The following is a 12599-nucleotide window of genomic DNA, read 5'->3' as shown; positions in this document are numbered from 1 at the left end:
CTGCTCATACCGGCTCACCCGCGCAAATCTCCGACAACATCCGCAACCGCCGCTTGGGCTCGCTGACAAACGGGTTGCGCTCATCCCACGCGTAGCCGGCGAGGATCGAGCTGATCATCCGGCGAATGTCCGGCGAGCTGCCCGGATGGAAAATCACATCCTGGAAGGTGCCGGCGTACCAGCCTTCGACGTAGCAGCGGAAGGTGTCGACGCCGCGTTTCAACGGCTCGGCAAACTCGGTTTGCCAGTCCACTGTTTCGCCCTTGAGTTGGCGGTGCAGCAAGCCCGCCGCCATGCTCGCCGAGCGCATGGCGATGGTCACGCCGGAGGAAAATACCGGGTCGAGGAATTCCGCCGCGTTGCCCAGCAGCGCAAAGCCCGGACCGTGCAGGGTTTTGACGTTGGCCGAGTAGCCGCCGATGGTGCGCGCAGGCGTGTCCCATACGGCGTTTTGCAGCACGCCGGCCAGGCTCGGCGTTTCCGCGATAAAGCCGCGCAGGCACGCGTCGAGGTCGCTGTCGCGGCCGTCGAAATGCGCCTTCGCCGCGACCACGCCCACCGAGCAGCGGCCATTGCTGAACGGGATGGTCCAGAACCAGATGTCACGCTGGGTCGGGTGGGTGGTCACGAGGATTTTGGTGCGGTCGAAACCGGCGTGTTCGATGCGGTCTTCGACGTGAGTGAACACTGCCTGGCGCACCGGGAAATCCGATGGCGCCTCAAGGTCCAGCAGGCGCGGCAACACACGGCCGTAGCCGCTGGCGTCGAGGATAAATTTGGCCTTGAGGTGGTACTCGCTGCCATTCTCGCGGCGCACATGCAGGTAGCGGCTGTCGCCGGCAAAATCCACACCGACGACGCTTTCGCCGTAGCGAATGTCGACGCCTTGCAAGGCGGCCTGGTCGGCCAAAAGTTTGTCGAATTCAGCGCGCTGCACCTGGAAGGTGGTGGGTTTGCCGTGGCTGAACGTGTCGCCAAAATCAAACGCGCTGTAGCGCTCGCCCCAGGCAAACGCAGCGCCGGTTTTTACCTGGAAACCCGCTGCCTGCACGGCCTCGAGCATGTCGGCTTCTTCGATAAAATCGATGCAGTGCGACAGCAGGCTTTCGCCAATCGAGAAGCGTGGAAAATGCTGGCGCTCGATAATCAATACATCATGCCCGTTGCGCTTTAACAGCGCGGCGGCGATGGCACCGGACGGGCCGGCACCGATCACCACCACCTGGCGACGTTCCATTTCAACTGTGGGCACGAGGGCTCCTTGCCGCTATGGCGATAATCACATTCATAAGGCGTGCTTCTGATGGCCGGCCCAGGGCGCCAGCATAAAGCTGAAGGCCAGGCCCAGGCTGACCGACAGGCCGAAATTGCTCACGGCCGGTGTACTCGACACCGCCAGCAGGCCGAACGACAACCAGGTCGTCAGCGCCGCCAGCAGCGTACCTAAAAGACTCACGGCAGGGCCGCCGATCTGTTCGCGCATCAAGATCGCGTAGTCAACGCTGATCGCCGTGACCAGTAGCAGGCCGAACAGGCTGAACAAGGTCAGTGGCTGGCCCAGCCAACCCAGGCTGGCCAGGCTGCACAGCGCTGCGAGCAGCGGCAGGGCAACGATGCGCAAGGCGCCGCCGACACCGAACGGCACGATCAGCAACAGCACGATCAGCACGCACGACATCAATTTCAATTCAGCGGCGCTGATCTGCGTGTCGGCGAACACCCGGTTCAAGTCGCCCAGGCGATCCACCAGCTGTACGCCAGGCAAGTCCAGCGCCTGCACCCGTAGCAGCGCCGGGTTGTTCAGGCCTTGCAGGCTGACCATCGCCGCGACGCCGCCGTCCACCGGGCCCAGCCACAGCGTGCGCCAAGGCTCGGCGAGCGGGCCGACCAGCGCCGCGTCGATGTCTTCGGTGGGCAAGCCTTGCAGTTGCGCGATTTCGGCGTGCAGGGCGCTGGCGGGCACGCCCAGGTCCAACAGCGGCTGCCAGTGTTGCGGCAATTGGTTCAGCGCGTCGCGCAGCCGTTGCTGCTCGGCGGGCAGGTTGACCAGTTGGTTAAGCGCCAGGTAGCCCTGCAGCTTGTCCATGTTCACCAGTTGATCCAGGCGTTGGCCCAGGGCTGCCTGACGTTCGAGCAACTGCTGCTGATTGTCGGCGCGCACCAGAAAGAACTGGCTGGTGGGCTGGAACCCGGTGATGCGCGCCACGGCCTGGGCTTCCTGCAGCAATTGCGGCGGGGCGCCGATCCATTGGCGCAGATCGTTCTTGCTGTTCAGGTGCCACAGGCCGCCGGCGCAAAACAGCAGCACCAGCGCCAGGAGCAGCGGGCTCGGTAAGTGTTTGATCAAGGTGGCCCGCAGCACCCACAGGCCTTCAGCGATGCGCAGCGGCCATTGCGCCGGGCGCAGGTCCACGCCTTGGAGCAGCGCGGGCAACAGGCACACGGCCGACAGGTAGGCGCCGACCAGACCGGCGGCAGAGAACACCGCGATCTGGGTGAGCGCCGGGAACGGCGTCCAGGCCAGCGCCAGGTAGCCGATGCAACTGGTCGCCAGGCTCAGGCTCAGCCCCGGCAGGGTCAGGCGCAACGCCGGCCAACTGCGCCACGGCTGCAGGCTCCAGCTTTTGGACAGGTAATGCAGCGGGTAATCCACCGCCACGCCGATCAGGCTGGAGCCGAGCACCAAGGTCATCACATGCATATGGCCGAACAGCGCCACACAGGCCACCGCGCCAAACAACGTGCCCACCAGCACCGGCACAAAGGCCAGCAGCACACGCCAGCGGCGGAAGGCGAGCAACAGCAATAACAGGATGCCCAGCGTGGCGCCGCCGCCCACCCAGGTAATTTCCCGGGTCGCCTGCTGCTGCCCATTGGCCGCGTAGAGCAAGCCACTGGCGGCGAGCAATTGCGCGCCTTGCTCGCCGGCCTGCGCGCGGCTGGCCTGGAGCAGATCCGCCACTTGCACCGGCAGTTTCATATCAAAGGCATTGCCGGTGGTGCGCGCACGCAGCAGCACCCAGCTTTTGCCGTCGGCATCGGCGATCAAGGCGCCGCTGCCGATATCCAATTGCACCGAGCCGTGTTGCGGCTGGCTGTTCTGGATACGCCCGGTCAGGCCCAGCCAGTCGTCCTGGCTCGGCACCAGGCTGAACCCGGTGAAGGGATCGAACAGGGCTTGCACGCGTTGTTGGATGAACGCGTCGGGGTGCTCGATCAGTTGTTCGCGGTCCTTGGCCGAGAGCATCGCCAGGCGCCCGCGCAGCAATTGCTCGCGCAGGGCCGGCAAGTCGGCCTGCAGGTTCCACTGCACTTTTTCGAACAGCCCGCTGGCTTGCCAGCGCTCGCCCAATTGCTGCGCCACCGCCACGGCTTTTTGCCGATCCGCATGCCCGACCAATACCAGCATTTCGCGGTTCAGCGGCTCCTGCATGCGTTGTTCGGCTTTTAGCTCAAGCGCATCCGGCGTGCTGCCCGGCACCAGCTCCATGAGGTTGGCCGACAGCGGCGCGCCATGGCGCCACTGCCAGCCGGCCAGCGCCAGCACGGCCACCAGCAGGATCAGGAACAGGCGCGGCAGCAGGCGCTCACTGGGCAAAGTCGTGTTGCTCCGCATCGCTTAACGGTTGGGCGGCGGTGCTGTCCTGCATGCGCAGCACGGTGCTGTCGCCTTGGGTTTCGAGCAGTTGGATGGTCTGCACCAATTCGCCGCCGTCGATATTGATCTGGGTGAAAACCTGCTTGAGCAGCAATGAGCGCGGGATCAGCGTCAGCTTCCACTGCTTGGCTTCGCCTTGCAGCTGCAATTCGAAATCGCGTTGCAGGCCGCTGCTGTCGCCTTGGAGTACGGCGAGGAACAGGCGGTTCTGCTCGGCCCCGGCGCTCTTGTTCGGCAGCAGTTGCCAGCCATTGGCGTCACGGCGCGCAATGCCTTGGGCGCTGATGCGGTAGTCCTGCTGCAGCGGGGTTTTCAACAGCCACAACAGGCCGTGGTCTTTGGCGAGCACGAAGGTGCCTTTGCTGACCAAGGGTTGGGGCAGGGCGCGCAGGTGTTTTTCCTGGATGAAGTTGCCGTGGATCACCGAGGGCTTGGCCAACTGATCGCTGAGCTGTTGCAGGTCGAAGGCATGGGCGCTGAAGCTCAGCAACAACCCGATCAATGTGGGAGCGGGCTTGCCCGCGAAGAACCTGAGGGCGCTGCGCAGTGTCAGGCGGTTCGCGTTATCGTTAACGTCCTTCGCGGGCAAGCCCGCTCCCACAGGGGTCAGCATTTCAGGGCCCTTTCTACGGCGTCGGTGAAGATGTTGGGGGAGGCCAGCTGCATCTCGCGGCTGGCGATTTCTACCGCCACTTGCACGGTGCTGGCGCGGGTCAGGCGTTCGCCGCTGGCCAGGTCTGTGATCAGGTAATTGACCTTCAAACGGTTCTCCCACTCCACCAAGCTGGCGCGCACATTGATCCTCTGGCCGAACACCGCGCCGCGCACGTAGCGCAGCTGCATGTCGATCACTGGCCACGCGTAGCCGGACTCCAGCATCGCCGTGTAGTTATGGCCGATCTTGTCCAGCAGCGCGCAGCGCGCCACTTCAAGGTACTTCACGTAATGCCCGTGCCACACCACGTGCATGGTGTCGATGTCGAAAAACGGCACGAGGATTTCAGTGTCGCAATGCAACACGCCCTGGCTACGCATGCAGCCTCCAGTGTTGCTCGGCAATACGTTTCAGGCACAGGCGCAGCTCGCCCTCCAGCGCACGGTCTTCGATGACCGGCGGGAAGTCTTTACCCAGCGCTTCATGCATGGCTGCCAGCGCCGGTGGCAGGGGGCGCGCATCGTCCGCCTGGGCGCGCAGCCACACACCCTGGTTGGCCGCGAGCAACGTGGCGGCCGCCACTTGTTCGGTCAATTCCAGCACGCGGATAGCATCACGTGCGGCAATGGTGCCCATGCTGACTTTGTCCTGGTTATGGCACTCGGTGGAGCGCGAGAACACGCTGGCCGGCATGGTGTTTTTCAACGCTTCGGCGGTCCACGCGCTGGTGCCGATCTGCACGGCCTTGAAACCGTGGTTGATCATCGCGCGGTCGGCCGGCGCGCCGGACAGGTTGCTCGGCAGGCCGTGGTTGTAACGCACGTCCACCAGCAGCGCGAGCTGGCGGTCGAGCAGGTCGGCGACATTGGCCACCAGGGTCTTGAGGCTGTCCATGGCAAAGGCGATGTGCCCGCCGTAGAAGTGCCCGCCGTGCAGCACGCGCTCTTCTTCGGCGTCGATGATCGGGTTGTCGTTGGCGCTGTTCAGTTCGATTTCGATAAACGAGCGCAGCCAGTTCAGGCTGTCGGCCAGCACGCCAAGTACGTGCGGTGCGCAGCGCAGCGAGTAGCGGTCCTGCAGGCGGTGCAGCGGCGCGGTCGGCGCATCAATCGCAAGGTCTTTGCGCAGCCACGCAGCGACTTGCATCTGCCCTGGGTGCGGCTTGGCGGCGAACAGGCGCTCGTCGAAGTGTTCCGGGTTGCCTTGCAGCGCCACGACGTTCATTGCAGTAATGCGCGTGGCCAGTTGCAGCAGGTAGTCGGCGCGGGCGAAGGCCAGGCAGGCCAGGCCGGTCATTACGGCAGTGCCGTTCATCAAAGCCAGGGCTTCTTTGGGGCGCAGTACCAGCGGTTCCCACCCGAGTTCGCGGTGCACGTCAGCCGCCTGGCGACGCTCGCCACGGAACATCACTTCACGCTCGCCGGACAAGGTCGCGGCCACGTAGGACAGCGGCGTCAAATCACCGCTGGCGCCTACCGAGCCTTCTTCCGGAATCAGCGGCAGCACATCGTGTTCGAGGAACGCGTGCAGGCGCTCGAGCAATTCCACACGCACCCCGGACACGCCGTGGCACAGCGACTGCAAACGCGCCGCCAGCACCGCGCGGGTGGCTTGGGCGTCGAGCAACTTGCCCAGCCCGCAGCCGTGGAAGGTATACAGGTGACGCGGCAGCGCCTCGACGTGCTGCAACGGCACCGCCACCACGCACGAGTCGCCGTAGCCGGTGGTCACGCCGTAGATCACGCCTTCCTTGTCCAGCAGCGAGTCGAGGAACTGCGCGCCTTTGGCTATGCGCTGGCGATACGCTGCGTCGCCCTGCAACTGCGTGGGCGCCTGACGGTTGGCCAAGGCCAGCACGTCTTCAATGCGCAAAGCGCGTTCGCCAAAGGTTACTGGCTCAAGATGCGTCGTCATCGGTTTTCCAGAAAGGGTAAAAGTTGAACCATTGTTGGGGCGCTTCCAGGCAGAACTGGCCCAGGCGTGCGGCGTAGCGCGCGGTCCACAGGGCGATGACCTGCTCGCGGGTGCTGCGCTTCCATTCGATCAATTGCGCGAACGGCTCGATGGTCAGGCGATAGCGACCGTTGTGTTTCAGGCACATCAGCAGGTTGACCGGGCATTTGAGCAGCCCGGCCAGCAGCCACGGGCCCTGCGGGAACGCCGCGTCAACGCCGAGGAAATCCACGCGCACCTTGCGCCCGCCGTGCAGCGGCACGCGGTCGCCGGCAATCGCCAGCCACTCGCCGTCGTCCAGGCGCTGGCTGAGCAGCAGCATGGTCGCCGGGTCCAGTTCGCTGACCTGGATCAGGCGCAGATGCGTGGCCCCGGCTTCGCCCAGCAGGCGGTTGAAACGCTCGGCGTGCTTGGTGTGCACCAGCACGTTCATGGTGACTTGTTCACCGATCTCGGCCAGCGCGCGGCACACTTCGAGGTTGCCCAAGTGCGCGCCGACCAGCATCTGCCCGCGCTCGCCGCGCAGTTGACCGCGCAATTGCGCCGGGTCGTTGATTTCGATTTGCTCCAGGCGCAGCTTGCCGTTCCACACGTCGAGTTTGTCGAGCAGTGAGTCGGCAAACGCCATGAACTGGCCGAAGACTTTTTTATGCGTGGGCCGCAGCTCATCGCGCCCGCTCCAGTCGGCCAGGCGCTGTTGGTATTCCCACGCGCTGAGGCGGGCGGTGCGGCCGAACAGGAAGAAGTACAGCACGATGCTGTACAGCAACGGGCTCAGCAGGCGGCGGCCGAGGACCCTGGCGGCGACGGCAGTGAGCTTCATCAGCCAGAAACTGCCGCGCTCCTCGCGGTCGGCCCAGTGTTTGGTGCGCTCGCTCATGCCTGCCACCGTCGCCACAGAATCATCGGCGCGCGCACCAACATGCCGAAAAACAGCCGCGTGTGCATGGCCGAGATGCGCACGTTGTCGCGAAACAGGCGGAAGTGCGAAAGGCCATCGGCAGGGTAATGCACCTTTGTCGGCAGCCAGCGCATGGGTTGGTTGCGCCAGGCCAGGCGCACCAGGATGTCGGAGTCAAAATCCATGCGCGTGCCGATGTAGGCCGAGTCCATCAAGGCCAGCGTAGGTGACAGCGGGTACACGCGAAAGCCGCACATCGAGTCGCGAATTTGCAGCGACAAGGTGTTGATCCAGACCCACACGTGGGTCAAGTAGCGCGCGTAGAGGCGACCTTTGGGCACGGTGTCGTCGTATTCGGGGTAGCCGCAGATCACCGCATTTGGGTGCGTGCGTGAGGCGTCGAGGAAACTCTCGACTTCACGCAGGTCGTGCTGGCCGTCGGCGTCCACTTGCAGCGCGTGCGTGAAGCCCAGGCGCGCGGCTTCGCGGAAACCGGCCATGACCGCGCCGCCTTTGCCTTGGTTGTTGGGCAAGGTCAGCAGGGTGACGTTTTCGAGTGTCGCCAATTGCGCCAGTACCGCCGCGCACACCGGGCTGCTGCCGTCGTCGACGAGCAGGCACGGCAGGCCGCTGTTCAACAGGCTGTGGACCACGGCGGGCACGGCGGCTTCATGGTTGTAGACCGGGATCAGGGCGCAGGGGTTATGCATGGCTGACCCAACCGACTGGTAGCGCACTTACTGTGCTGAGCGCGCTTGTTGTGGCGAGCGGGCTTGCCCCGCGTTGGGCTGCGAAGCGGCCCCCGCAAGGTAACCGAGGTGTCTCAGGCATACCGAGTTGGCAGGTTTTGGGGCTGCTGCGCAGCCCAACGCGGGGCAAGCCCGCTCGCCACAGGAAGCCCGCTCGACACACCAGGCCCTCTGGCCATCGACGGTTATGCACTTGGCGCCTCAAGCACTATGCGGCCACTGGAGCAGGCGGCGACGCCATTGCGGTAGGCAAAATACAGCTTGCCGCGTTCCTGGTCGAAGCGCAGGTGCAGTTCAACCCGATCGCCGGGGCGCACCAGTTGCTGGAACTTGAGCACTTCCATGCCGGCAAAAGTCGCGGGCAGGTCGAGCAACTGCTGGCCGAGGTTAAAGGCCCATTCGACCTGCACCACGCCCGGCAACACGGGCGTGACAGGGAAGTGGCCGCTGAAATAGGCCAGGTCTGGCGGGATGCTCAGTTGCACGGTCCATTCGCCGTTGGCTTGCACTTGCGCCAGCACGTCCGGCGCTTTGGGCCGTGGGGCGAGTAACAGCGCTGTGACGTCGGCTTGAGGCAGTTTGCCCTGGGCATTCAGCGGCAACTGGCGCAGCAACCGCCAGCGCCGCGGCAGCGCCAGGGCTTCGCAATGTTGGCTCAGATGCTGGCGCAGGGTTTGGGTAACGGCGCGGCGGCCTTGATTGCGCAGGGCATGCAGGCCGTCGGCGCTCAACACCACCAGCGCGCCGAGCGAGGCGCGGTTTTCCTGCACCACGCCCAGGCGGGTTTCGGCGACCCAGGCGTGGGCCATCAGCGCCTGTTCGAGCATCGGCAGGGAGATGCGTTTCTCTTCCAGCTTGACGATGCGGTCCAGGCGGCCGAGCAGTTCGAAGCGCCCGTCGGAGTGGATGCGGGCAGCGTCGGCGGTCTGTTCAATGTGCCCGGCCGGTAAATAAGGTGAGGCAATGCGCAGCGCGCCGTCGGCATCCTGGCTCAGTTCTACCTCGGCAAACGGCTGCCACGGCTGCGCGCCCTGACGCCAGGCAATGCCGCCGGTTTCCGAGCTGCCAAGGATTTCGGTCGGCCATTGCTGCAGGCGGTCGTACAGGCTGCCGGCAGCCTCGATGGGCAGCGCGCCACCGGACGAAAACACCCGCGACACGTGGCTCAGGGCGGGCCAGTCGAGGTTGTCGCCCATGCGTTTGAGCAGCGCGGGGCTGGCCACCCAGGCAAATGTTGAGTGTTCGCGGCTGGCGCGCTGCAGGTCTTCGGGGAAGGCCAGTTGTTTGCGTACAAACGTGCGCCCGGCGCACAGCGGCCACAACACCCGAAACAGCAACCCGTAGATGTGCTGGGTGGCGACGCTGCCGATGATGCAGGCGTCGTTAAGGTCCGCGCCCCACAAGGCTTCCAGCGCTTCCACTTCGTTGGCAAGTTGGCGCAGGGTCTTGTCGATGCGCTTGGGCTCGCCGCTGGAGCCGGAGGTGCACAGGCTCAAGTGGCAGGCGTCCAGGTCGAGTGCGGCGGCGCTCAACGGCGCCTGGTACAGCGCGTCGAGGTCAGCGGCTTCCACCAGCCAGGCATCTACAGCGTCGTCCCAGCGCTGGCGGGTCTGGGGTTGCAGGTCGGCCGGCAGCAGCACACTGACCCCGGCCCGCCAGGCGCCCAGCAGGGCAATGGCCAACAGGCCGGCGTCTTCCAGGTGCACGGCCAAACGCCGGATGCCGCGCGCTTGCAGGCCCGCCGCCAGGCTCAGTGAGTGCGCCCACAGTTGGGCATGGTTCATTTCAGGCTCGGTAGTGACCAAGCGCTGTTGCAGCGGCTCAAGCAGCAGGTGCTCAAGTTTCAACCCATTCATACGCGGCCTCGAACCCTTTGTCGTACCAGCCATTCCACGGCAAACAACAACCCCATCAGCCCATAGGCGATCAGGCCGTTGTACAACGTCCACCAGCTCAGCGGCGCCCACAGGGTGAGGGCGGCGGCGAGCAGGCCATTACACAGAAAAAACACACTCCACACCACGGTGACCTGGCGCGTATAGCGGATGGCCTCGGGCGGCAGTTGCGGTTCAGTGATGCGTGCCAGGCGCTCGACCATCGGCGGGCCGTATTTCAGGCTCAAGCCGAACAGCGCCAGCATGAATGCGCTGACCAGGCTGGGGTACCAGCGCAGCAGCTGCGGGTTGTCGAACCAGGCCAGCAGCAGGCAAAACACGATCACCGCCATCGCCATCCAGCGGCTGCCCGGGCGGCGTGCGCCGGTCAGCGCGCGCAGCAACCACAGGCTGCCCAGCAGCAGGCCGAATTGCCACGGCGCAAAGTGCTCGGTGCCGTAATACACCGCAAAAGGGTACAACAGCCCCGCCAGCAACAGGCCAAGGCCGATCAGCCGGCTCATGCGGCAGGTGCGACCAGACGGTACACCGCCTCAACCACGTCGTTTACGGTGCGCACTGCCTTGAATTCTTCGGCGGCGATCTTCTTGCCAGTCTGGCGCTTGATGTGATCGATCAAGTCCACGGCGTCGATGCTGTCGATTTCCAGGTCCTGGTACAGGTTGGCGTCGAGGGTGACGCGCGCAGGCTCCAGTTCAAACAGTTCCACCAAGGCGTCGCGCAGGGTGTTGAAAATATCGTCACGAGTTTGCATGGTCCGGTCTCAAGCTGCCTGTCTGGCCGTGACGAACGCCGCAAGGCTGGCCACGTTGGTGAAGTGATTGCGTGTGTCTTTGGCGTCGGCATCGATTTTGATGCCGTACTTTTTCTGGATCGCCAGGCCCAATTCCAGGGCGTCTACCGAATCCAGGCCCAGGCCTTCGCCGAACAGGGTCTGCTCGCTGCCGATGTCGTCGACGCTGATGTCTTCCAGGCCCAGGGCCTCGATGATCAGCATCTTTATGTCGTGCTCAAGGCGGTGTTGGTCGCTCATCTTCGGCGAGCTCCTTAATGAAATAGTGGTGCAGGTAATCGTTGAGCTTGCGTGAAGCCTGGGGCGCGGGCCCGAGTGCGGCAAAGGTGTGTGGTTCTATATCGGCACCCACGCGCAAACTGAAATGAAATCGACGTTTGGGAATGCGGTACCAGGGTTCTGCCTTGGTCAACGTCGTAGGGCTGACCTTGATCACCACGGGGGTGATGATTGTCGCACCGCGCAGCGCAATCGCGGCGCCACCGCGATGAAAGGCGGGTGCCGCGCCGGGTGTGGTGCGGGTGCCCTCGGGGAAAATGATCAGGGTCTGGCCCTGGCGCAACGCCTCGGCGGCGGCGTCGAGCATGTCGGCGCTGCCGTCATTGCTGATATAGCCTGCATCGCGCACCGGCCCACGGGTGAACGGGTTCTGAAACAGGCTCTGCTTGACCACGCAGTTGGTCTGGCGCATCAGGCCGATCAGGAACACCACGTCGATCAGCGACGGGTGGTTGGCAATGATCATCTGGCCTGGGCGACCGAGTTTTTCTGCGCCTTCGACGCTGTAGGTCAGCACGCCGGCGCGCTGCATCAGGCGGATAAAGAACCAGAACAGTTTGCTGATGGTGTGGCGGGCGCGGCGCTGGTGTTTTTCAGCGCTGCCTGGCAGGCAACTGAGCAGCGGAAACACCAGCAATCGCAGGCACAACCCCCCGACACCGAAGAAGAAAAAGCTCGCGGCGGTGGCGAACAGGCGCCAGTAATAGGCGTCCCGGGGTTTTTCGGTCAGGGCTTGCGTTGCCAGTTCCATACACGGTTCTTCCAGGCATGTTGGCAGGCAACCTGTTCGGTGAGCAGGGTGCGTAGCAGGTTCAGGGCGTGGGGCCACTGGGTTTGAGTGAGTTGGACAGCGCCGCTGTTTAGTTCCAATCGCCACTCGTCGCCCGGTGTCAGCAGCAGGCCGAGGGCGTAAGGGAAGGGCACGTCATGAATCCAGCGAGCATAGGCTTCCGGGGGCTGCTCCTCGGTGATCACCAGCAACACCGCCGGGGCACCTTCGTTGAGCAGCGCAGCGGCTTCGAGCATGCCGTGCTCCAGGCCGTCGCCTGCGGCGGCGAGTGCGGTCATTTCGCTGGTTTCATTGCGCAGGATCGACCACAGGCCGATCACCGCGTTATGCACCGATAGGCTGAACTGGGTCGGCGACAGGGGTTGGCCATCGGCCAGATCACTGAGGATGTCGAGGGTGCGCGGGGTTTCGCCGTGCCGGGAAATAAACACCAGCGGCAGGTCTTGCAGGCCTTCGGCCAGGGGCCAACCGACACTGAACGCCATGCGTGCCAGGCGACTCAGGCGTCGGCGCTGCATGGCAGGCAAAAAGGACACGTCAGGCGAAGCATCGCTGCCAGGCAGCGCCACTGGGGCCTGGCACCAGGCGTGCCAGTCGTGCGCACTCTCCAGGCCGGGAGCCCAGGCGCGCCATTGGGCGATGTTGAAAGTGATCACTGAGAAGTTATCCCGCCCCTGCGGGCTTCCATGTGCGGCCGTTGGCCCCGAATACCGGGACAGGGAACACAGGCCGAATGGCGCGCATTATCCCGGTGCTGTGGGCTTCTAGCAAACTTTGGTAAAGAATTGTTCACGGCTGATTACAATTTACTGGGAAAGATTTGCAGATTGTCCTTTACCCGAGGACTGGCGGGGTTGTCGGAGTATTCCTTTTAGTTTGTCAGCGCTGGATTACGCGTATCGCGCATCCGGCCGCGCAATGCGCCA

At 64.3% G+C, this 12599-nt stretch carries 13 protein-coding genes; all 13 read right to left on the bottom strand.

Features of this window, described 5'->3' with window-relative positions; translation table 11 throughout:
* Window positions 1-4 precede the first annotated feature (4 nt).
* Window positions 5-1252, bottom strand: a complete 1248-nt coding sequence (locus tag AC19YS_RS04700) for an NAD(P)/FAD-dependent oxidoreductase (protein ID WP_500601067.1) — start codon at window positions 1250-1252, stop codon at window positions 5-7.
* A 33-nt stretch (window positions 1253-1285) separates the two neighbouring features.
* A complete protein-coding gene (locus AC19YS_RS04695) occupies window positions 1286-3598 on the bottom strand; it encodes an MMPL family transporter (protein WP_500601065.1) in 2313 nt (770 codons plus the stop codon).
* Window positions 3588-4271: an outer membrane lipoprotein carrier protein LolA gene (locus tag AC19YS_RS04690; protein WP_119738028.1), complete on the bottom strand. Its 684-nt coding sequence runs from the start codon at window positions 4269-4271 to the stop codon at window positions 3588-3590. Before AC19YS_RS04690 ends, AC19YS_RS04695 begins: the two co-directional genes overlap by 11 nt.
* Window positions 4265-4693 (bottom strand): acyl-CoA thioesterase, encoded by a 429-nt coding sequence (locus AC19YS_RS04685; RefSeq protein WP_169368048.1) that lies wholly within the window; start codon window positions 4691-4693, stop codon window positions 4265-4267. Before AC19YS_RS04685 ends, AC19YS_RS04690 begins: the two co-directional genes overlap by 7 nt.
* The gene (locus AC19YS_RS04680; protein ID WP_500601063.1) at window positions 4686-6227 is read right to left on the bottom strand and encodes an HAL/PAL/TAL family ammonia-lyase; all 1542 of its coding nucleotides are present in this window, start codon (window positions 6225-6227) and stop codon (window positions 4686-4688) included. The genes AC19YS_RS04685 and AC19YS_RS04680 overlap by 8 nt, the downstream gene beginning before the upstream one ends.
* Entirely contained in the window at window positions 6211-7146 is a 936-nt protein-coding gene (locus AC19YS_RS04675) for a lysophospholipid acyltransferase family protein (protein WP_200623996.1), read from the bottom strand. The genes AC19YS_RS04680 and AC19YS_RS04675 overlap by 17 nt, the downstream gene beginning before the upstream one ends.
* The gene (locus tag AC19YS_RS04670) at window positions 7143-7877 is read right to left on the bottom strand and encodes a glycosyltransferase family 2 protein (protein WP_200623997.1); all 735 of its coding nucleotides are present in this window, start codon (window positions 7875-7877) and stop codon (window positions 7143-7145) included. Before AC19YS_RS04670 ends, AC19YS_RS04675 begins: the two co-directional genes overlap by 4 nt.
* 224 nt (window positions 7878-8101) lie before the next feature.
* Complete coding sequence (locus AC19YS_RS04665) at window positions 8102-9772, bottom strand: ApeI family dehydratase (RefSeq protein ID WP_500601060.1); 1671 nt, start codon at window positions 9770-9772, stop codon at window positions 8102-8104.
* A complete protein-coding gene (locus AC19YS_RS04660; RefSeq protein ID WP_106577550.1) occupies window positions 9769-10314 on the bottom strand; it encodes a COG4648 family protein in 546 nt (181 codons plus the stop codon). The genes AC19YS_RS04665 and AC19YS_RS04660 overlap by 4 nt, the downstream gene beginning before the upstream one ends.
* Window positions 10311-10565 (bottom strand): acyl carrier protein, encoded by a 255-nt coding sequence (locus tag AC19YS_RS04655; RefSeq protein WP_500601059.1) that lies wholly within the window; start codon window positions 10563-10565, stop codon window positions 10311-10313. Before AC19YS_RS04655 ends, AC19YS_RS04660 begins: the two co-directional genes overlap by 4 nt.
* A gap of 9 nt (window positions 10566-10574) precedes the next feature.
* Window positions 10575-10844, bottom strand: coding sequence for a phosphopantetheine-binding protein (locus tag AC19YS_RS04650; protein WP_010213712.1), 270 nt, complete (start codon window positions 10842-10844; stop codon window positions 10575-10577).
* A complete protein-coding gene (locus AC19YS_RS04645) occupies window positions 10822-11634 on the bottom strand; it encodes a lysophospholipid acyltransferase family protein (RefSeq protein ID WP_106577552.1) in 813 nt (270 codons plus the stop codon). Before AC19YS_RS04645 ends, AC19YS_RS04650 begins: the two co-directional genes overlap by 23 nt.
* Window positions 11610-12329, bottom strand: a complete 720-nt coding sequence (locus AC19YS_RS04640) for a beta-ketoacyl synthase chain length factor (protein ID WP_106577553.1) — start codon at window positions 12327-12329, stop codon at window positions 11610-11612. Before AC19YS_RS04640 ends, AC19YS_RS04645 begins: the two co-directional genes overlap by 25 nt.
* Between the last annotated feature and the right edge of the window lie 270 nt (window positions 12330-12599).

The organism is Pseudomonas sp. MF08831 (assembly GCF_059862645.1).
This window is presented reverse-complemented; position numbering and strand designations above follow the sequence as displayed.

Excerpts from the sequence above, each read along its gene's own strand:
- AC19YS_RS04660 (WP_106577550.1), bottom strand. The coding sequence starts at position 10,314 with ATGAGCCGGCTGATCGGCCTTGGCCTGTTGCTGGCGGGGCTGTTGTAC.
- AC19YS_RS04685 (WP_169368048.1), bottom strand. The coding sequence starts at position 4,693 with ATGCGTAGCCAGGGCGTGTTGCATTGCGACACTGAAATCCTCGTGCCG.
- AC19YS_RS04650 (WP_010213712.1), bottom strand. The coding sequence starts at position 10,844 with ATGAGCGACCAACACCGCCTTGAGCACGACATAAAGATGCTGATCATC.
- AC19YS_RS04675 (WP_200623996.1), bottom strand. The coding sequence starts at position 7,146 with ATGAGCGAGCGCACCAAACACTGGGCCGACCGCGAGGAGCGCGGCAGT.
- AC19YS_RS04680 (WP_500601063.1), bottom strand. The coding sequence starts at position 6,227 with ATGACGACGCATCTTGAGCCAGTAACCTTTGGCGAACGCGCTTTGCGC.
- AC19YS_RS04670 (WP_200623997.1), bottom strand. The coding sequence starts at position 7,877 with ATGCATAACCCCTGCGCCCTGATCCCGGTCTACAACCATGAAGCCGCC.
- AC19YS_RS04645 (WP_106577552.1), bottom strand. The coding sequence starts at position 11,634 with ATGGAACTGGCAACGCAAGCCCTGACCGAAAAACCCCGGGACGCCTAT.
- AC19YS_RS04655 (WP_500601059.1), bottom strand. The coding sequence starts at position 10,565 with ATGCAAACTCGTGACGATATTTTCAACACCCTGCGCGACGCCTTGGTG.
- AC19YS_RS04690 (WP_119738028.1), bottom strand. The coding sequence starts at position 4,271 with ATGCTGACCCCTGTGGGAGCGGGCTTGCCCGCGAAGGACGTTAACGAT.
- AC19YS_RS04665 (WP_500601060.1), bottom strand. The coding sequence starts at position 9,772 with ATGAATGGGTTGAAACTTGAGCACCTGCTGCTTGAGCCGCTGCAACAG.